This window comes from Bacteroides sp. 90-K9/2 (assembly GCF_047310725.1).
GTDB lineage: Bacteria > Bacteroidota > Bacteroidia > Bacteroidales > Bacteroidaceae > Bacteroides > Bacteroides vicugnae.
Window position 1 is genome coordinate 437,430 of sequence record NZ_JBCGVL010000004.1, and the last position, 19,293, is coordinate 456,722.

Sequence of the window (19,293 nt, forward strand, 5' to 3'; positions counted from 1 at the left end):
ATTTGTCCTGTTGGATTCAACTATTTTTGTAATTTTGCAACGAAATCTGATGCCGTTGACATCACTAACCTTTTAATATTACACAATTTATGAAACCAACTTTATTCTTATTGGCAGCCGGTATGGGTAGCCGTTATGGAGGCTTGAAGCAATTAGACGGACTGGGTCCTAATGGCGAAACTATTATGGATTACTCTATCTATGATGCTATCAATGCCGGATTTGGTAAGCTTGTATTTGTAATCCGCAAAGATTTTGAGCAAGATTTCCGTGATAAAATTATTTCCAAATACGAAGGTCACATCCCTTGCGAACTGGTATTTCAGTCTATCAACGATCTTCCGGAAGGCTTTACTTGTCCGGCAGACCGTACAAAACCATGGGGTACAAACCATGCAGTAATGATGGGTGCTGATGTGATTAAAGAACCGTTTGCAGTAATCAACTGCGATGACTTTTATGGTCGCGATTCTTTCCAGGTAATGGGTAAATTCCTTTCAGCTCTTCCTGAAAATTCAGAGAACGTTTATTCAATGGTAGGTTTCCGTGTAGGAAATACCTTGAGCGAAAGCGGTACGGTATCTCGTGGTATCTGTAGCACAGATGCTAAAGGATTGTTGACATCTGTAGTAGAACGTACGAAGATTCAACGTCTTGACGGTGAAGTGAAATATATCGGTGATGATGGCGAATGGACTGCTACTCCTGACACGACTCCGGTAAGTATGAACTTCTGGGGCTTCACTCCTGATTACTTCGCTTACAGCCAGGAATTTTTCAAGACTTTCCTTAGCGATCCGAAGAACATGGAAAACCTGAAGAGCGAATTCTTCATCCCATTGATGGTGGATAAATTGATTAATGACGGAACTGCTACTGTTGAAGTATTGGATACTACCAGCAAATGGTTTGGTGTTACTTATCCGGAAGATCGTCAGAGCGTAGTAGACAAGATTCAGGCATTGGTAGATGCCGGCGAATATCCTGCTAAGTTGTTCTAAAGAAGATACATAGGTAAAGATAGAGGGCAGTCATTCAATCAGAATGACTGCTTTTTTGTTTTTCATAACGTATAATACTAAGCTGTATCTAATAAATATTCAGTATCTTTGCAGTCCAAAATGTTATAAATCAGAAGCAGAAGTGATTTCAGTAGAAGGATTATCAGTAGAATTTAATGCGACGCCGCTTTTTGAGGACGTCAGCTATGTAATTAATAAGAAAGATCGCATTGCGTTGGTCGGCAAGAATGGTGCCGGCAAATCAACCATGCTGAAAATATTAGCCGGCTTGCAGTCGCCGACACATGGCATTGTAGCCACTCCGAAAGATGTAACCATCGGATATTTGCCGCAGGTCATGATTCTTTCCGACAACCGGACGGTGATGGGAGAGGCGGAACTGGCATTCGAACATATTTTTGAACTTCAGGCGAGGTTGGAACGGATGAATCAGGAACTAGCCGAACGGACAGACTACGATTCGGAAGAATACCATCAGTTGATAGACCGTTTCACACATGAAAATGACCGCTTCCTGATGATGGGTGGTACAAACTATCAGGCGGAAATCGAACGGACTCTGCTCGGACTGGGATTCAGCCGGGAGGACTTCGAACGTTCTACTTCGGAATTTTCCGGCGGATGGCGTATGCGTATCGAATTGGCAAAATTGCTTTTACGTCGCCCGGATGTACTCTTGCTCGATGAACCGACCAATCACCTCGATATTGAAAGTATCCAATGGCTGGAAAACTTTCTGGCTACACGTGCCAATGCAGTCGTATTGGTCAGCCACGACCGTGCTTTCCTCAATAATGTAACGACCCGTACCATCGAAATCACTTGTGGCCAGATTTATGACTACAAAGTGAAATATGATGAGTTTGTAGTTCTGCGTAAAGAACGTCGCGAACAACAGCTTCGTGCATACGAAAACCAGCAGAAACAGATACAGGATACGGAAGACTTCATCGAACGCTTCCGCTATAAAGCTACCAAAGCCGTACAGGTGCAGAGCCGTATCAAACAGCTGGATAAAATAGACCGCATTGAAATAGATGAAGAAGATAACTCCTCACTTCGTTTGAAGTTTCCTCCTGCCAGCCGTAGCGGAAACTATCCTGTGATTTGCGAAGATGTACGCAAAGCGTATGGCAGCCATGTTGTTTTCCATGATGTAAACCTCACTATCAACAGGGGAGAGAAAGTAGCTTTCGTCGGTAAGAATGGAGAGGGTAAATCTACATTGGTAAAGTGTATCATGGGAGAGATTGACTTTGATGGTAAGCTCACCATCGGTCATAATGTACAAATCGGCTATTTTGCACAGAATCAGGCGCAAATGCTGGATGAGAACCTGACTGTATTCGATACGATCGACCGGGTAGCTACAGGCGATATCCGTCTGAAAATACGTGATATACTGGGAGCTTTCATGTTTGGAGGCGAAGCCTCGGACAAAAAAGTGAAAGTCCTCTCCGGTGGAGAACGTACCCGATTGGCAATGATTAAACTTCTTCTGGAACCCGTCAACTTCCTGATTCTGGACGAACCGACCAATCATTTGGATATGCGTTCGAAAGACGTATTGAAAGAAGCGATCCGCGAATTTGACGGAACCGTAGTTCTTGTCAGCCACGACCGTGATTTTTTGGATGGACTTGCGACTAAAGTATATGAGTTCGGTGGCGGACTGGTAAAAGAACACCTCGGCGGTATCTATGAATTTCTGCAAAAGAAAAAGATAGATAGCTTGAACGAACTTCAGAAAGGGGCAGGCTTATCCACTTCTCCTACGGCATCTGCCAAAGGAAATAATGAACAGGAAGCCGCACAACCTTCGGAAAACAAACTCTCTTATGAAGCTCAAAAAGAACTGAATAAGAAAGTGAAGAAACTCGAGCGCCAAGTTGCGGATTGCGAAACCTCGATCGAAGAAACCGAATCGGCCATAGCCATTATAGAAGTGAAAATGGCCACTCCCGAAGGAGCTTCGGATATGAAACTGTATGAGCAGCATCAGAAACTGAAACAGCAGTTGGATACTATTGTTGAAGAGTGGGAGCGAGTTTCGATGGAACTGGAAGAAGTGAAAGGCTAGAACTTCCTTTCCAATAGCATGATAATTCTATAACATATTATATGAGTATGAAAGTAACCAAGTATTTACCAATTCTTGCCGTATGCCTTATGACAACAGGATGTAACAGTAAGAAAGAGGCCGTGCTGACGTCCGGTATCGACCTTGCTAATCTGGATACCACGGCTGTGCCGGGTACAAGTTTTTATCAATATGCCTGTGGAGGTTGGGTGAAAGATCATCCGCTGACAGACGAGTATTCACGTTTCGGCACATTCGATATGTTGCGCGAAAACAGCCGTGAGCAACTGAAAGCGTTGATTGCCGAATTGGCTGCAAAGAAAGATAACGCACCGGGCAGTGCTGCCCAGAAAGTAGGCGATCTTTATAATATCGCAATGGATAGCGTGAAACTGAATCAGGAAGGTGTAGCTCCGATCAAAGCGGAACTGGCAGCCATTGACGCTCTCAAGGATAAAGGAGAAATCTATGCATATATCGCCGAAAGCCAGAAGAAAGGCATCCGTCCTTACTTCACCATGTTCGTAAGTGCAGACGATATGAACAGTTCCATGAATATCGTACAAACCTATCAGGGAGGTATCGGAATGGGACAACGTGACTATTATCTGGAAGATGACGAGCAGACTAAAAATATCCGTAACAAATATCAGGAACACATCGCCAAGATGTTCCAGTTGGCAGGTTATGATGAAGCTACTGCACAGAAAGCGGTAAAAGCAGTGATGAACATTGAAACCCGTCTGGCGAAAGCAGCTCGTTCACAAGTGGAATTGCGTGATCCTCATGCTAATTATAACAAGATGGACATGGTAACGTTGAAAAAGAACTTCCCGACTTTCGACTGGGATACTTATTTCACCGTTTCCGGTTTGAAAGATCTGAAGGAAGTGAACATCGGTCAGCCTGCTGCCATGAAGGAAGTAGCCGATGTGATTAACACCGTATCGCTGGACGATCAGAAACTGTATCTCCAATGGGGATTGATAGATGCTGCCGCTTCTTATTTAAGCGATGATTTTGAAGCACAGAATTTCGATTTCTACAGCAGAACAATGTCCGGCAAGAAAGAAATGCAACCTCGTTGGAAACGTTCTGTGAGCACCGTAGACGGTGTGCTTGGCGAAGTGGTAGGACAGATGTACGTGGAAAAGTACTTCCCTGCTGCTGCTAAAGAACGCATGGTTACACTGGTGAAGAACCTGCAAACTTCTTTGGGTGAACGCATCAAAGGTTTGGAATGGATGAGCGAACCGACCAAAGAAAAAGCGTTGGAGAAACTGGCTACCTTCCATGTAAAAATCGGTTATCCTGATAAATGGAAAGATTACTCTGCACTGGAGATCAAAAATGATTCTTACTGGGCAAATATTGAACGTGCGAACCAATGGGATTACAACGAAATGATTGCTAAAGCCGGCAAACCGGTAGACAAGGATGAATGGTTGATGACTCCTCAGACTGTGAACGCTTATTATAACCCGACTACCAATGAAATCTGCTTCCCGGCAGCCATCCTGCAACCTCCGTTCTTCGATATGAATGCGGACGATGCTATGAACTACGGTGCAATTGGCGTGGTCATCGGCCATGAGATGACTCATGGATTTGACGATCAGGGACGTCAATATGACAAAGACGGAAACCTGAAAGACTGGTGGACGGAAGAAGATGCTAAAAAGTTCGAAGAACGTGCCCAAGTAATGGTGAACTTCTTTGACAGCATTGAAGTGGCTCCGGGCGTACACGGAAACGGTAGCCTGACATTGGGAGAGAACATCGCCGACCACGGAGGTTTGCAGGTTTCTTTCCAGGCTTTCAAGAAAGCAACAGAAGCTGCACCATTGGAAATTGTTGACGGATTTACTCCGGAACAACGTTTCTTTCTTGCTTATGCTAATGTGTGGGCAGGAAATATCCGTCCTGAAGAAATTCTCCGGTTAACTAAACTCGATCCTCACTCATTAGGAAAATGGCGTGTGGACGGTGCTCTTCCTCATATCGAAAATTGGTATGAAGCATTCAAAATTACCGAGCAGGATCCGATGTTTGTACCTAAGGATAAACGAGTGTCTATCTGGTAATAGATTTTGAATAGAGAACACATCTGCGAAGAGGCGTTGATTTTCCATTGAGGAGGGTCAACGCTTTTTTTTATTAATTCACACCTTATTTATTACGTACGATAAACAATATTTCGTAACTTTGCACACCAAATACTTAATAAGCAATTCAATGTCAGAGTCTAAAAAAATAAAAACTGCATTGGTATCTGTATACCATAAAGAAGGTTTGGACGAAATTATTACCAAACTTCATGAAGAGGGAGTAGAGTTTTTGTCGACAGGCGGAACTCGTCAGTTTATTGAATCATTGGGATATCCTTGCAAGGCAGTGGAAGATTTGACCACTTATCCTTCTATTCTCGGTGGTAGAGTAAAGACATTACATCCGAAAATATTCGGAGGTATCCTTTGCCGTCGCGGCTTGGAGCAGGATATGCAACAGATTGAGAAGTATGAAATCCCCGAGATAGATCTGGTGATTGTTGATTTGTATCCGTTTGAAGCTACGGTAGCTTCCGGTGCATCTGAAGCAGATATTATTGAAAAAATCGATATAGGCGGAATCTCTCTGATTCGTGCCGCAGCCAAGAACTACAACGATGTAATCATTGTGGCTTCTCAAGCTCAATACAAACCATTGCTGGATATGTTGATGGAGCACGGTGCTACTTCTTCACTCGAAGAACGCCGTTGGATGGCAAAAGAAGCATTTGCCGTTTCTTCTCATTACGATTCGGCTATTTTCAACTATTTCGATGCCGGCGAAGGCTCTGCTTTCCGTTGCTCGGTAAATAGCCAGAAGCAACTTCGTTACGGTGAGAACCCACATCAGAAAGGTTATTTCTACGGAAATCTGGAAGCGATGTTCGACCAGATTCACGGAAAAGAAATCTCTTATAACAATCTTCTCGATATCAATGCTGCCGTTGACCTGATTGACGAATTCGACGACCTCACTTTCGCTATCCTGAAACATAACAATGCTTGTGGACTGGCTTCCCGCACTACTGTTCTGGATGCTTGGAAAGACGCATTGGCCGGTGATCCGGTTTCTGCTTTCGGAGGTGTATTGATTACGAATGGCGTCATTGACAAAGAAGCAGCGGAAGAAATCAACAAGATTTTCTTCGAAGTGATTATCGCACCGGATTATGATGTGGATGCACTCGAAATCCTGGGACAGAAAAAGAACCGCATCATCCTCGTTCGTAAAGAAGCCAAATTGCCTAAAAAGCAATTCCGTGCTTTACTGAATGGCGTATTGGTGCAGGATAAAGATACTAATATTGAAACGGTAGCTGACCTGAAAACCGTGACAGACAAAGCTCCTACTCCGGAAGAAGTAGAAGATATGTTGTTTGCCAATAAAATTGTAAAGAACAGCAAGTCTAATGCCATCGTATTGGCAAAAGATAAGCAACTTCTTGCAAGCGGTGTAGGACAGACTTCGCGTGTAGACGCATTGAAGCAAGCAATTGAAAAGGCCAAATCATTCGGTTTTGATCTGAATGGTGCAGTGATGGCTTCCGATGCTTTCTTCCCGTTCCCCGACTGTGTGGAAATTGCAGATAAAGAAGGTATTACGGCTGTTATCCAACCGGGAGGTTCGGTAAAAGACGATTTATCCTTTGCTTATTGCAATGAGCATGGTATGGCGATGGTGACTACCGGTATCCGTCATTTTAAACACTAAAAAAATAAGTATTAAGTTTTTAGTGTTAACTTGCACTGCACAGTTATAATACTTAAACTTAATACTCCACTTTAATAAATTATTCAAGAATGGGATTATTTTCTTTTACACAAGAGATCGCAATGGACTTGGGCACAGCCAATACCATTATCATCACGAATGGGAAAATCGTGGTGGATGAGCCGTCAGTCGTTGCTTTGGATCGCCGTACAGAAAAGATGATTGCCGTGGGGGAAAAGGCGAAGTTGATGCATGAAAAAACCCACGAAAACATACGTACTATCCGTCCGTTGAGAGATGGAGTGATTGCCGACTTTTATGCTTGCGAGCAGATGATGCGCGGTTTGATAAAGCAGGTGAATACTCGCAACCATTTGTTTTCACCTTCTCTTCGCATGGTGATTGGCGTTCCTTCGGGAAGTACGGAAGTCGAACTCCGTGCTGTTCGCGACTCTGCGGAACATGCCGGTGGCCGTGATGTCTATTTGATTTTTGAACCGATGGCTGCGGCAATCGGTATCGGCATCGACGTAGAAGCTCCGGAAGGAAACATGATTGTCGATATAGGTGGTGGTTCTACGGAAATTGCCGTTATCTCTTTGGGAGGTATCGTTTCCAACAACTCCATTCGTACTGCCGGTGATGACCTGACAGAAGATATTCGCGAATACATGAGCCGTCAGCACAATGTGAAAGTCAGCGAGCGTATGGCAGAACGTATCAAGATCAATGTGGGTGCTGCTTTAACCGAACTGGGTGAAGATGCTCCGGAAGATTATATCGTTCATGGTCCGAACCGTATCACAGCTCTTCCAATGGAAGTGCCTGTATGCTATCAGGAAGTAGCTCACTGTCTGGAGAAATCTATTTCAAAGATTGAAACTGCTATCTTGAGTGCATTGGAAAATACGCCTCCTGAACTGTATGCTGATATTGTGCACAATGGTATCTATCTCTCCGGAGGTGGTGCATTGCTTCGTGGACTGGATAAGCGTTTGACCGACAAGATCAACATTCCTTTCCATATTGCGGAAGATCCTTTGCACGCAGTCGCCAAAGGTACAGGTGTGGCATTAAAGAACGTAGACCGTTTCTCTTTCTTAATGAGATAAACCGGGAATGAGGAATTTATTAAACTTCCTTCTGAAATACAATTACTGGTTCCTCTTCATCGTATTGGAGGTAGCCAGTTTTGTTTTGTTATTTCGGTTCAACCGTTATCAGCAGAGTGCATTCTTCACTTCTGCCAATACGGTTGTGGGGGCAGTTTATGAAGTTTCGGGAGGAGTTTCCTCTTATTTTCATCTGAAATCGGTCAATGAAGACCTGATGGACCGGAACATGGTGCTCGAACAACAGATTACTAATCTGGAGAAAGCATTGAGAGAGCGTCAGCTTGATTCTCTGACTATCAAAAGTATTCGGCAGGTGTCGCAAACGGATTATGAGCTGTTCAAGGCTCATGTGATAAAGAATAGCTTGAATCTCGTTGATAATTATATCACACTTGATAAAGGTTCTTCTTCCGGCATTCGCTCCGAAATGGGAGTGGTGGACGGTAATGGAATTGTAGGGATTGTTTATGAAACATCCCCTTCTTATTCGGTGGTGATTTCGGTACTGAACAGCAAGTCGAATATCAGTTGTAAGATTGTCGGTAGCGATTACTTCGGCTACCTGAAGTGGGAACATGGAGATTCGCGCTATGCTTATCTGAAAGACCTGCCTCGTCATGCAGAGTTTAATTTGGGAGATACGGTCGTCACCAGCGGTTTCTCGACTGTCTTTCCGGAAGGTGTCATGGTGGGAACGGTGGATGATATGTCCGATTCTAATGACGGACTTTCCTATCTGTTGAAGATTAAGCTGGCTACTGATTTCGGTAAGTTGAGTGATGTTCGCGTGATAGCCCGGACGGGACAGGAAGAACAGAAGAAACTTGAAAACAAGGTGACGCAAGAATGATAATTACTTATATACATAGAATCGGATGGTTTATCGGCTTGGTGCTTCTTCAGGTACTGATTCTGAATAATGTGCATATTGCCGGATACGCAACTCCTTTTCTCTATATCTACTTTATTCTGAAGTTCAGCTCCGGCACTTCCCGCAATGAACTGATGCTGTGGGCTTTCTTCTTCGGACTGACCATTGATATCTTTTCCGATACTCCGGGAATGAATGCAGCGGCTGCCGTGTTGCTTGCTTTTCTCCGACCCTCTTTGCTTCGTCTGTTCATGCCCCGTGATAATCCGGACAGCCTCATTCCCTCTTTCAAGACGATGGGAATCAGTCCTTTTCTAAAATATACTACTGCAAGTGTTTTTGTGCACAGTCTGGCATTACTCTCCATCGAGTTCTTCTCATTCACCAGCATTTGGCTGTTATTGTTGCGAGTGCTCCTTTGCACTGTTCTGACTGTAACCTGTATCATAGCTATAGAAGGGATTAAGAGGTAACGATGGCAAAAGATTATATCTTAGAGAAGCGCAAATTTGTAATCGGAGGTATTGCTCTCTCCATTGTTCTGATTTATCTGATACGTCTTTTTGTATTGCAGATCATGACTGATGACTACAAAAAGAATGCTGACAGTAACGCTTTTCTGAATAAAATCCAGTATCCTTCACGCGGTGCTATTTACGACCGGACCGGCAAACTGCTGGTATTCAACCAGCCGGCCTATGACATAACAATTGTGCCGAAGGAAGTCGAGAATCTCGATACCCTCGATTTATGCCAATCGCTGAATATCACCCGTTCGCAGTTCCTGAAAATTATGAGCGACATGAAAGACCGTCGCCGTAATCCGGGATATTCCCGCTATACCAACCAGTTGTTTATGTCGCAACTTTCGGCAGAGGAATGTGGTGTCTTTCAGGAAAAACTATTTAAGTTCCGTGGCTTTTATATTCAACGGCGTACCATTCGCCAGTATACCTACAACGCTGCCGCTCATGCTTTAGGAGATATTGGAGAAGTCTCCGCAAAAGAAATGGAGGCTGATGAAGAAGGATACTACATTCGTGGTGACTATGTCGGCAAACTGGGAGTTGAAAAATCGTATGAAAAATATCTTCGTGGCGAGAAAGGAATTGAAATTCTGCTTCGTGATGCACATGGCCGTATCCAGGGGCATTATATGGATGGCGAATATGACCGTCCTTCCGTTCCCGGTAAGAATCTGACATTGAGCCTGGATATTGACTTGCAGATGCTGGGCGAGCGTTTATTAAAGAATAAAATCGGAAGTGTTGTAGCTATCGAACCGGAAACCGGGGAAATCCTTTGTCTGGTATCCTCTCCCAATTACGATCCGCACTTGATGATTGGCCGTCAGCGTGGAAAGAATCATCTGGCTTTGCAACGTGATATGACGAAACCACTTCTGAATCGTGCCTTGATGGGAGTGTATCCTCCGGGATCTACTTTTAAAACAGCGCAGGGACTGACCTTCTTGCAAGAAGGAATTATTACCGAACAAAGTCCGGCATTCCCTTGCTCGCATGGATTCCATTACGGAAGATTGACAGTAGGTTGCCACGCTCATGGTTCTCCCTTGCCTCTGATTCCTGCCATTGCCACTTCGTGCAACTCCTATTTCTGTTGGGGACTGTTTCGTATGTTCGGCGATCGTAAATACGGTTCACCGCAAAATGCCATAACGGTCTGGAAAGATCACATGGTTTCGCAGGGATTCGGCTACAAACTGGGAGTCGATTTGCCGGGAGAAAAACGTGGTTTGATTCCGAATGCACAGTTCTACGATAAAGCTTATCGCGGACATTGGAACGGATTAACCGTAATCAGTATCTCTATCGGACAGGGAGAAATTCTGTCCACTCCTCTTCAGATTGCTAACTTGGGGGCGACGATTGCCAACAGAGGATATTTCGTGACACCGCATATTGTAAAGGAAATCCAGGATAACCAGTTGGATAGCATCTATCGTGTACCGCGTTATACCACTATTGAGAAGAGGCATTATGAATCAGTAGTAGAAGGGATGCGTGGCGCAGCCACCGGTGGTACCTGCCGTATGCTGTCCGTAATGGTTCCGGGGTTGGAGGCCTGTGGTAAAACAGGTACTGCACAGAATCGTGGGCACGACCACTCGGTATTTATGGGTTTTGCACCTATGAATAAACCCAAGATAGCTATTGCCGTCTATGTGGAGAACGGTGGGTGGGGAGCTACTTATGGAGTGCCTGTTGGTGCGTTGATGATGGAACAATATATAAACGGGAAGTTATCACCGGAAAATGAATTAAGAGCGGAAGAAATTAGTAACAGAGTGATATTGTATGGTAACGAGGAACGATAGTTTGTGGAAATCACTGGACTGGGTAACGATTTTTATTTACCTGCTCCTGATTGTTGGTGGATGGTTCAGCGTTTGCGGAGCCAGTTACGACTATGGTGAACGTGATTTTCTGGATTTTTCGACCCGTGCCGGTAAACAGTTTGTGTGGATTATCTGTTCCTTCGGGCTCGGATTTGTGTTGTTGATGCTGGAAGACCGTATGTATGATATGTTCGCGTACATTATATATGTAGGAATGATTCTCTTGCTCATCGTTACCATCTTCATAGCGCCGGACACAAAGGGTTCACGCTCTTGGCTGGTGATGGGGCCGGTTAGCTTGCAACCTGCCGAATTTGCCAAGTTTGCCACAGCCTTGGCTTTGGCCAAATACATGAACTCTTATTCATTCAGCATCAAAAAAGAAAAGTGTGCCTTTATCTTGGGATTTATCATTCTGCTTCCGATGTTATTGATTATCGGTCAGCGGGAGACGGGTTCCGCATTGGTTTATCTCGCCTTTTTTCTGGTTCTTTATCGTGAAGGAATGCCGGGGGTAGTGCTCTTTGCAGGCGTATGCGCGGTAATCTACTTTGTGGTCGGCATCCGTTTTGATGAAGTATTTATTGCCGATACTCCTACGCCGCTGGGAGAATTTATCGTATTGCTGTTGATTCTATTATTTGCCGGTGGCATGGTATGGGTATATCGCAAGAAATGGGCTGCTACCCGCAATATCATTGGTGGAAGTTTGATCATATTGCTGATTACCTATTTAATATCGGAATATTGGGTGCACTTTAGTCTGGTTTGGGTGCAATGGGGGCTTTGTGCTGTAATGATAGGCTATCTGATTTATCTGGCATTAAGTGAGCGGCAACGTACTTATTTCCTGATTGCTCTGTTTGCAATCGGTTCTGTCGGGTTCCTGTATTCTAGTAATTATGTATTTGACAATGTGCTGGAACCTCATCAGCAAGTCCGTATTAAAGTAGTGCTTGGTTTGGAAGAAGATTTGACCGGTGCCGGATATAATGTGAACCAATCTAAGATTGCCATCGGTTCCGGTGGATTAACAGGAAAAGGGTTCCTGAATGGTACGCAAACGAAGTTAAAGTATGTGCCTGAACAGGATACCGACTTTATCTTCTGTACAGTAGGTGAAGAGCAAGGTTTTGTTGGTTCGGCTGCTGTCCTGTTGGCATTCCTTATTTTGATTTTGCGATTAATCTTCTTGTCCGAACGGCAGACTTCGAATTTTGGCCGGGTTTATGGATATTCGGTCGTCAGTATTTTCCTTTTCCACTTGTTTATCAATGTCGGTATGGTGCTGGGCTTGACTCCGGTTATTGGTATTCCATTACCTTTCTTTAGTTATGGAGGCTCTTCTTTATGGGGATTTACGATATTGCTGTTTATTTTCCTGCGGATTGATGCAGGCCGTGGCAGAAGGCTTTAACTTTTACCTTTTACTGTTTTTCAATGCGGATGCCTATATCGCTCAATCCTTGTAGTTTTTCATCTTTCATTCCGTTTATCACTTTGATAGTATAGTTGCCGGAATGCAAGGGGAGGAGAGATTTAAAAAAAGTTTCCGATTGGTAAATGCTTCCCCATCCATGTCCAGTCCATTTTCCTTCAGAATCAGCCAAGCTGAAAGCGATTGTGTCAGTGCGCCATACCGTAGAATCCTGTAGATTCTGACTGATAAATAAGTGGAGGTCATGATAAGGATACTCTATTCTGTTGCGGACTTCTGCAAAAAGCCGGAGGGTAGTGGGAATACTGTCGGTTATGGATATTTGAAAAGAGAGTGTATCACTCTTTTCCCATCCCTCGTCAGGGAGGGATTGATAGGAGTGATACACCGTATTATCATTGCAGGCTGTCAGTAAGCAAGCACTGAATAGAATAAATAAACTATTCTTGAGTAGACTTTTCATTATTTGGCAGTTTCTCCTGATTCTGATTTCTTTCCGGTTTGGAAGGACGCTCCAGATTAGGACGACGTTCTTGACGTTCCTGTCCTTGCTGCTCCCGTTGGCGGTCTTGTTGTTGCGGGCGTTCCTGACCTTGCGGACGTTCTTGACTGGGGCGCTCTTGTCCTTGTGGGCGTTCTTGGTTCTGTCCCCTTTCCGGACGTCTGTTTTCGTTATTCCGTCCCTGGTTCTGTCCTCTGTTCCGGTTGTTATTGTTATTTCTCGGTCGATTGTCCCTTTCCCCTCTGTTGCCGTTTTCTGACGGCTGCGGGCGGTTTTCATTCTCCCGTTGAGGTTGTTGCGGACGATTTCCACCTTCCGTTTGTTGTTGCGGGCGGTTACCGTTATTATTGTTATTGTTTCCTTTCTTCTTCTTTTTATTGTTCCGGTTAGCGTTATTGCCGCCATCTTTATTATTCCGGCTACGGTCAAAGCGGGTAACGCTTTCCTGTTCCAGCAAGTCAACCGGTTTCTTCGGTTCCGGTTTCTTTTCTTCCTCGATCAAGCTGTCCGGTTTCATCCCTTTTTTATTCATGGAGATGACTTCAAAAGCGCGTTTGCCGCTGATTGTAACCAGATTGGCGGGGAAGTTCTTATCCGTAGAGTAAGAAACCTGATTGCTTAGAATATCTGCTTTGAAGAAATAGAAAGTACCATCTTTTGTTTCCAACTCTATCTCTCTCGAAGGAAGTCGTTTTTGCGCTTCTACATAACAGTCTACTTCATAGTTCAGGCAACATTTCAGTTTAGCACACTGTCCGGCAAGTTTTTGCGGATTTAGTGAGATGTCCTGAAAACGGGCGGCACTGGTAGACACAGAAACAAAACTTGTCATCCATGTGGCACAACACAGTTCGCGTCCGCAAGGGCCAATTCCGCCGATACGTCCGGCTTCCTGACGGGCACCGATTTGTTTCATCTCGATACGTACACGGAAAGCTTCGGCCAATACTTTGATTAACTGACGGAAGTCTACCCGTTCATCGGCGATGTAGTAGAAGATAGCCTTATTACCATCTCCCTGATACTCCACGTCACCGATTTTCATATCCAGATTGAGGTTCAATGCAATTTGGCGTGCGCGGATCATGGTAGCGTGTTCTTTGGCTTTGGCTTCGTTGAACTTCTCCATATCCACTGGTTTGGCTTTCCGGTAAACACGTTTGATTTCCGTATCTGCCTTGAAGTTTGCTTTCTTCATTTGCAGGGGAACAAGCCGGCCGGTTAATGTAACTACTCCGATGTCATGGCCCGGAGCAGCTTCTACGGCAACTATATCTCCTTTTTCCAGTTTGATCTTGTTGCTGTTCCGAAAATATCCCTTCCGGGTATTCTTGAATTGCACTTCTACCATGTCACTCTCCTCCGCATTGCCCGGTATGTCAGCCAGCCAGTCGTAGGTATTCAGTTTTTTATCTTGTCGGGAACATCCTTTGCAGCAAAGGCCACCGCTCCCATTATGAAGTTTATATTCCATAAGTTATATATTTATTATTGCTTCAACAGTACGATCATCTTCAGTGAGAAGTCGAAAAATACCATTTTAGCATTTACATTTTGTTCTATATGTAGTTGCGCTTCGCTTAATTCGTCCATGATACCCATCACATTACGTTCGTTGACAAAAGGTGCAAAGCGGGTTGCAAAATTCTGTTCGTTAATAGTCATATACGTCAGATCGCGCTGGTGCAGGTTGAAGATAAAGTTTTCGCGGATCATACGTTGGCAATATTCCAGAAAGTTTTTCTGGCGTTCGCGTCCCATGCTGGCCACCTGTTCACTCCACATCTTCATCTCCTTTATTTTCCGTTGATAGGATAAGCGCATCAGGTTGACAAAGAGCTCGAAGAATAACTGATTCTCCTCATTCAGATGAATCGTTTCGAGTGCCTTGACGAAATTTCCGTTTGCCAGATGGGCAATCGAGATGCTATCCGCAGGCTGAACATGATATTTACTCTGCAATACCCGGTCGATGCTGGCTTCGTCAATTTTCCGCACATTCATACGTTGAGTACGGCTCAAGATGGTAGGCAGAATCATGTCCGGAGCTTCGGAAACCAATAGAAAAATCGTCTTTTCGGGTGGCTCCTCAAGCAGTTTCAGCAACTTATTGGCGCATACCGGGTGCATTTTCTCCGGCAACCATACAATCGTAATCTTGAATCCACCCTCACTGGATTTCAGACTGAGCTTCTTCAGGATCTCATCGCTCTCTTTGGCATAAATCAGCGCTTGAGAGTTCTCTGCGTCCATTTCACTTAACCAATGGTTGAGGTTGAAATAAGGATGGTTGATAACGAATGGCCGCCAATCGGCAATATAATCATCACACACTTCTTTCTTGCCTTTCGCACTTTTCACGATGGGGAATACGAAATGCACATCCGGATGTACCAGCTTATTGAATTTCACACAAGACGGACAGACACCGCAAGCATCTTCCTCGCCCCGATTGGTGCAACTGATGTAGCGTGCGTATGCGATAGCCAATGGCATTTTACCAACTCCCTCGGGACCGCAAATGAGTTGGGCATGTGGAATACGCCCCTCGTTCACTTCCTGAATGAGTCGTTGCTTGATTTCTTCTTGTCCGATTACGTCTTTGAAAAACATATCAATAAATGATTTTGGCTACTTCCTTGATACTGTCTACTGCTCCGATGGAGTAGAAATGGATGCTCGGAACCCCATGTTCCATCAACTCCTTGCATTGAGCCACGCACCATTCAACACCCACCTGTTCGGCTTCCGCGTCATTCTTGCATTTCAATGCTTCTTTCACCAGAGCTTCCGGCAAATCCACCTTGAATGTTTTGGGGACCATGCTTAGTTGGGAGATTTTCTTGAAAGGCTTGATTCCCGGAATGATAGGTATGTTGATACCTGCTGCCTTAGCCTGCTCCACAAAATCGAAATATTTCTTATTATCGTAGAATAATTGTGTTACAGCATACTCTGCACCAGCTTCTACCTTCTTTTTCAGCCAGTAAAGATCTGTCTCTATGTTAGGAGATTCTTCATGCTTTTCCGGATAACACGCCACGCCATACGAGAAAGGACTGGCGGTGACTTTCATTTCTGAACCGTCAACGAAGATTCCCTTATTGAAATTATTAATCTGCTCCTGCAATTCAATCGCATGATGATATCCGTCTCCTTCGGGAGTAAAGACCGATTCATGTTTAGCCTTGTCCCCACGAAGTACCAGCAAATCAGTGATATTCAGAAATTGCAAATCCAGCAATACATATTCGGTTTCCTCACGTGTGAAACCACTGCACAGGATATGAGGAACCACAGTAATATTATATTTATTCTGAATGGCTGCCGCTACGGCAACTGTTCCCGGACGTCTTCTCAGGCGGTTTCTCTGAAAGAGCCCGTTGCCGAGATCTTTGTAGACATATTCGCTGCGATGCGTGGTGATATTGATATATTTCGGATCAAATTCTCGAAGAGTGTCGATTGTCTGATAGAGCTTTTCGATTCCGGTTCCCTTCAAAGGAGGGAGAATCTCGAAAGAAAAAGCTGTACCTTTACTGTTATTTATTAAATCAATTACTTTCATTCCTTTTCGTTGATGTTGTTATCTACTTGGATTAAACATGCATATTGGGACAAAAATACGAAAAAAGAAAGATTTCTTCTTGATTTGTTTGAAAATAGTTTGGTTTTTATCGCACTATTACATAAAAGAGGGCATATCCTGTATTTCGGACGCACCCTCTCTCACCTAATCATTATTAAATTAGAATTTACTTTTCGAGAAATGATTTCTTCATTCTGGCAATGTCAGTCAGATAATCTTGTAAATCTTGTTCATGTTCTTCCTCTTCGGCAAGAATATGTTTGGCGATATCACAAGTGGTGAAATCTTTCCCGTTAGTAAAGTCGGCAATTTCCTGATAACGGAGAATGGCACAGCGTTCGGAAGCAATATTATCCTTCAGCAAACTGACTGAATCGAAGCCTTGCGGAGCATCATATTTGCATCTTGCCAGTTCGAACCATTGTTTCGGATCAAGTACCGGAACCCCTTCCAGCTCGATGATACGGTCGGCAAGCAACTGTGCATGTCTACGTTCTTCTTCGGCATGTTCCTCGAACTCACCTTGTACGTCGGCACGCATGGCGCCTTCCACTACTAATGCACCTACCCAATATTGGTAATATGCCAACCACTCTTCAGCCAATGCTGCGTTCAACTGTGAAATTAAACTTTCTACATCTAATTTACCTTGTAGGATTTTTACACTTTCTCTAGCCATAATTTTAAAGTTTAGGTTACTATGTTTAAATCGCTAATGTAACAGACGGAGGTTCTTTTTGTTTGAGTATCCCGGAGGTTTTAACAGAAAGAATGCATTGCATTGTGCAGCTCCTTCTTTTTTAATAGAACATGGATGCTTTTAATATTTCATTTCAACTAAATTTTTGTATCACTTTTACCCTCACACCCTCACACCTTCGCTCAATCCCTTTATTCATCGTGGTTACAACGTGTGAGGGTAAGTGCGGTAGTAGGGTGAGGGTAACTTTTTACCCTCACCCTGTCTCGTCCTGATTCTATCTTAAACAGTTTATAATAAGTGTCTTGTCTATTCGCTTTTATCCTATACTCTCCTATACAATAGACGTCAATGTCTTATATAATAGATGTTTATCCCTCGTGATTCTTCTGATAAGCCCTAATGTCTTTTAACAGCTCACTGCAGTGAACGAATTTGTTTACTATCGTTAGCTTATTTGTTTACATCTGATAGCTTATTTGTTCACTGCAGTGAGCCCTTGCCAACTACTAAGCAAATGAATATTGAACATAAGAAGAAAGCCTATGAAGTGGTATGTCTTATAAAGAAAGACACCTGTATGCTGAAATTAGGATAGTAATTTATTTATTGATTAGTAGGAGTGAATTATAAACAAAAGTAGAGTGATAACGGATAACTATTCTCACTTTTTTATGTGTTCTTGTCCTGTAGAAATCTATTTTTTAGTTTGTTTCTTTAAGAGTACTTCTCTTTTTACCTTCTCTTTGCGAATATCTTTTTGCTATTTGCTCTATACGCGCGTATGTAATATAATAAGGTGTCCTTTCCTGCCTGTTTTCATATATATGCAACATATATGAAGAAAAATATATTCTACAACATCGTTATGATTCAGTAAGTTAGGATGAATACCCGAAAATAATTAGAAAAAATAGTCAGATATATTTGGAAGTTATTGATAACTTGTCTACTTTTGCACCCGCTTTGCTAGAGAGACAGAGCCTAATGATTGACATTCTGCTATAAGATGAAGGCCACAGAAAATAAAAACAAAAAACTTTGAAAAAAGTTTGGAAGTTATCTGAAAAAGTCCTTATCTTTGCATCCGCTTTCGAAAAGAAAGCAGGCGCGGCGGAAGCCACGTTAGTTCTTTGAAATATTGATAAACAATACAAGTAGTACAAGTAAAAATAGAACCGTCAATACTTGTCTTATGAAGTAGCGATACAATTAAGACTAACAGGTATTTGAATAAGGTCAATAAAATTACGGCGTCCTGAACAGAGCAAATAATCATCTTAACTGATGATAAAAAATACTTTTACAATGAAGAGTTTGATCCTGGCTCAGGATGAACGCTAGCTACAGGCTTAACACATGCAAGTCGAGGGGCAGCATTTCACTTTGCTTGCAAAGTGAAGATGGCGACCGGCGCACGGGTGAGTAACACGTATCCAACCTGCCGATAACTCGGGGATAGCCTTTCGAAAGAAAGATTAATATCCGATGGTATATCAATCCCGCATGAGATTGATATTAAAGAATTTCGGTTATCGATGGGGATGCGTTCCATTAGTTTGTTGGCGGGGTAACGGCCCACCAAGACTACGATGGATAGGGGTTCTGAGAGGAAGGTCCCCCACATTGGAACTGAGACACGGTCCAAACTCCTACGGGAGGCAGCAGTGAGGAATATTGGTCAATGGACGTAAGTCTGAACCAGCCAAGTAGCGTGAAGGATGACTGCCCTATGGGTTGTAAACTTCTTTTATATGGGAATAAAGTATTCCACGTGTGGAATTTTGTATGTACCATATGAATAAGGATCGGCTAACTCCGTGCCAGCAGCCGCGGTAATACGGAGGATCCGAGCGTT

The 19,293-nt window shown here is 43.6% G+C and carries 14 protein-coding genes and 1 rRNA gene; 10 read left to right on the forward strand and 5 right to left on the reverse strand.

What is annotated here, in order from left to right:
* Positions 1-89 precede the first annotated feature (89 nt).
* From AAHJ11_RS12760 to rodA, 9 genes are all read left to right on the forward strand, one after another.
* Complete coding sequence (locus tag AAHJ11_RS12760) at positions 90-1,001, forward strand: nucleotidyltransferase family protein (protein WP_074558949.1); 912 nt, start codon at positions 90-92, stop codon at positions 999-1,001.
* A 142-nt stretch (positions 1,002-1,143) separates the two neighbouring features.
* Positions 1,144-3,102 (forward strand): ABC-F family ATP-binding cassette domain-containing protein, encoded by a 1,959-nt coding sequence (locus AAHJ11_RS12765; RefSeq protein WP_122136212.1) that lies wholly within the window; start codon positions 1,144-1,146, stop codon positions 3,100-3,102.
* Positions 3,103-3,149: 47 nt separating this feature from the next.
* Entirely contained in the window at positions 3,150-5,186 is a 2,037-nt protein-coding gene (locus AAHJ11_RS12770; RefSeq protein WP_217723288.1) for a M13 family metallopeptidase, read from the forward strand.
* A 151-nt stretch (positions 5,187-5,337) separates the two neighbouring features.
* Positions 5,338-6,861: a bifunctional phosphoribosylaminoimidazolecarboxamide formyltransferase/IMP cyclohydrolase gene (gene purH, locus AAHJ11_RS12775; protein ID WP_074637238.1), complete on the forward strand. Its 1,524-nt coding sequence runs from the start codon at positions 5,338-5,340 to the stop codon at positions 6,859-6,861.
* Between the two features lie 89 nt (positions 6,862-6,950).
* Complete coding sequence (locus AAHJ11_RS12780; protein ID WP_004304915.1) at positions 6,951-7,973, forward strand: rod shape-determining protein; 1,023 nt, start codon at positions 6,951-6,953, stop codon at positions 7,971-7,973.
* Between the two features lie 7 nt (positions 7,974-7,980).
* On the forward strand, positions 7,981-8,826 hold the full coding sequence (mreC, locus tag AAHJ11_RS12785) for a rod shape-determining protein MreC (protein ID WP_122136129.1): 846 nt from the start codon (positions 7,981-7,983) through the stop codon (positions 8,824-8,826).
* Positions 8,823-9,320, forward strand: coding sequence for a rod shape-determining protein MreD (mreD, locus tag AAHJ11_RS12790; protein WP_195649246.1), 498 nt, complete (start codon positions 8,823-8,825; stop codon positions 9,318-9,320). The genes mreC and mreD overlap by 4 nt, the downstream gene beginning before the upstream one ends.
* A 2-nt stretch (positions 9,321-9,322) precedes the next feature.
* On the forward strand, positions 9,323-11,185 hold the full coding sequence (gene mrdA, locus AAHJ11_RS12795; protein WP_148363874.1) for a penicillin-binding protein 2: 1,863 nt from the start codon (positions 9,323-9,325) through the stop codon (positions 11,183-11,185).
* Positions 11,166-12,623 (forward strand): rod shape-determining protein RodA, encoded by a 1,458-nt coding sequence (rodA, locus tag AAHJ11_RS12800; RefSeq protein ID WP_148363873.1) that lies wholly within the window; start codon positions 11,166-11,168, stop codon positions 12,621-12,623. Before mrdA ends, rodA begins: the two co-directional genes overlap by 20 nt.
* A 10-nt stretch (positions 12,624-12,633) precedes the next feature.
* Here rodA and gldH read toward each other — a convergent pair whose 3' ends face one another.
* The 5 genes from gldH to AAHJ11_RS12825 all read right to left on the reverse strand — a co-directional run bounded on the left by gldH (position 12,634) and on the right by AAHJ11_RS12825 (position 17,414).
* The gene (gene gldH / locus AAHJ11_RS12805; RefSeq protein ID WP_195649245.1) at positions 12,634-13,107 is read right to left on the reverse strand and encodes a gliding motility lipoprotein GldH; all 474 of its coding nucleotides are present in this window, start codon (positions 13,105-13,107) and stop codon (positions 12,634-12,636) included.
* Positions 13,085-14,620 carry a stage 0 sporulation family protein gene (locus AAHJ11_RS12810; RefSeq protein WP_195649244.1) on the reverse strand — a complete coding sequence of 512 codons (1,536 nt, stop codon included), beginning with the start codon at positions 14,618-14,620 and terminating at the stop codon, positions 13,085-13,087. Before AAHJ11_RS12810 ends, gldH begins: the two co-directional genes overlap by 23 nt.
* A 14-nt stretch (positions 14,621-14,634) precedes the next feature.
* Positions 14,635-15,759, reverse strand: a complete 1,125-nt coding sequence (locus AAHJ11_RS12815; protein WP_148363870.1) for an ATP-binding protein — start codon at positions 15,757-15,759, stop codon at positions 14,635-14,637.
* Between the two features lies 1 nt (position 15,760).
* Positions 15,761-16,714, reverse strand: a complete 954-nt coding sequence (gene metF, locus AAHJ11_RS12820) for a methylenetetrahydrofolate reductase [NAD(P)H] (RefSeq protein ID WP_074558936.1) — start codon at positions 16,712-16,714, stop codon at positions 15,761-15,763.
* 187 nt (positions 16,715-16,901) lie between these two features.
* Positions 16,902-17,414 carry a ferritin-like domain-containing protein gene (locus AAHJ11_RS12825; protein WP_148363869.1) on the reverse strand — a complete coding sequence of 171 codons (513 nt, stop codon included), beginning with the start codon at positions 17,412-17,414 and terminating at the stop codon, positions 16,902-16,904.
* 1,326 nt (positions 17,415-18,740) lie between these two features.
* On the opposite strand from AAHJ11_RS12825, the gene AAHJ11_RS12830 reads away from it, so the two are divergent.
* A 16S ribosomal RNA gene (locus AAHJ11_RS12830) occupies positions 18,741-19,293 on the forward strand; the annotation flags it as partial.

Coding starts and splice junctions, on each gene's coding strand:
- AAHJ11_RS12760 (WP_074558949.1), top strand. CDS start 90: ATGAAACCAACTTTATTCTTATTGGCAGCCGGTATGGGTAGCCGTTAT.
- AAHJ11_RS12770 (WP_217723288.1), top strand. CDS start 3,150: ATGAAAGTAACCAAGTATTTACCAATTCTTGCCGTATGCCTTATGACA.
- purH (WP_074637238.1), top strand. CDS start 5,338: ATGTCAGAGTCTAAAAAAATAAAAACTGCATTGGTATCTGTATACCAT.
- AAHJ11_RS12780 (WP_004304915.1), top strand. CDS start 6,951: ATGGGATTATTTTCTTTTACACAAGAGATCGCAATGGACTTGGGCACA.
- mreC (WP_122136129.1), top strand. CDS start 7,981: ATGAGGAATTTATTAAACTTCCTTCTGAAATACAATTACTGGTTCCTC.
- mreD (WP_195649246.1), top strand. CDS start 8,823: ATGATAATTACTTATATACATAGAATCGGATGGTTTATCGGCTTGGTG.
- mrdA (WP_148363874.1), top strand. CDS start 9,323: ATGGCAAAAGATTATATCTTAGAGAAGCGCAAATTTGTAATCGGAGGT.
- rodA (WP_148363873.1), top strand. CDS start 11,166: ATGGTAACGAGGAACGATAGTTTGTGGAAATCACTGGACTGGGTAACG.
- gldH (WP_195649245.1), bottom strand. CDS start 13,107: ATGAAAAGTCTACTCAAGAATAGTTTATTTATTCTATTCAGTGCTTGC.
- AAHJ11_RS12810 (WP_195649244.1), bottom strand. CDS start 14,620: ATGGAATATAAACTTCATAATGGGAGCGGTGGCCTTTGCTGCAAAGGA.
- AAHJ11_RS12815 (WP_148363870.1), bottom strand. CDS start 15,759: ATGTTTTTCAAAGACGTAATCGGACAAGAAGAAATCAAGCAACGACTC.
- metF (WP_074558936.1), bottom strand. CDS start 16,714: ATGAAAGTAATTGATTTAATAAATAACAGTAAAGGTACAGCTTTTTCT.
- AAHJ11_RS12825 (WP_148363869.1), bottom strand. CDS start 17,414: ATGGCTAGAGAAAGTGTAAAAATCCTACAAGGTAAATTAGATGTAGAA.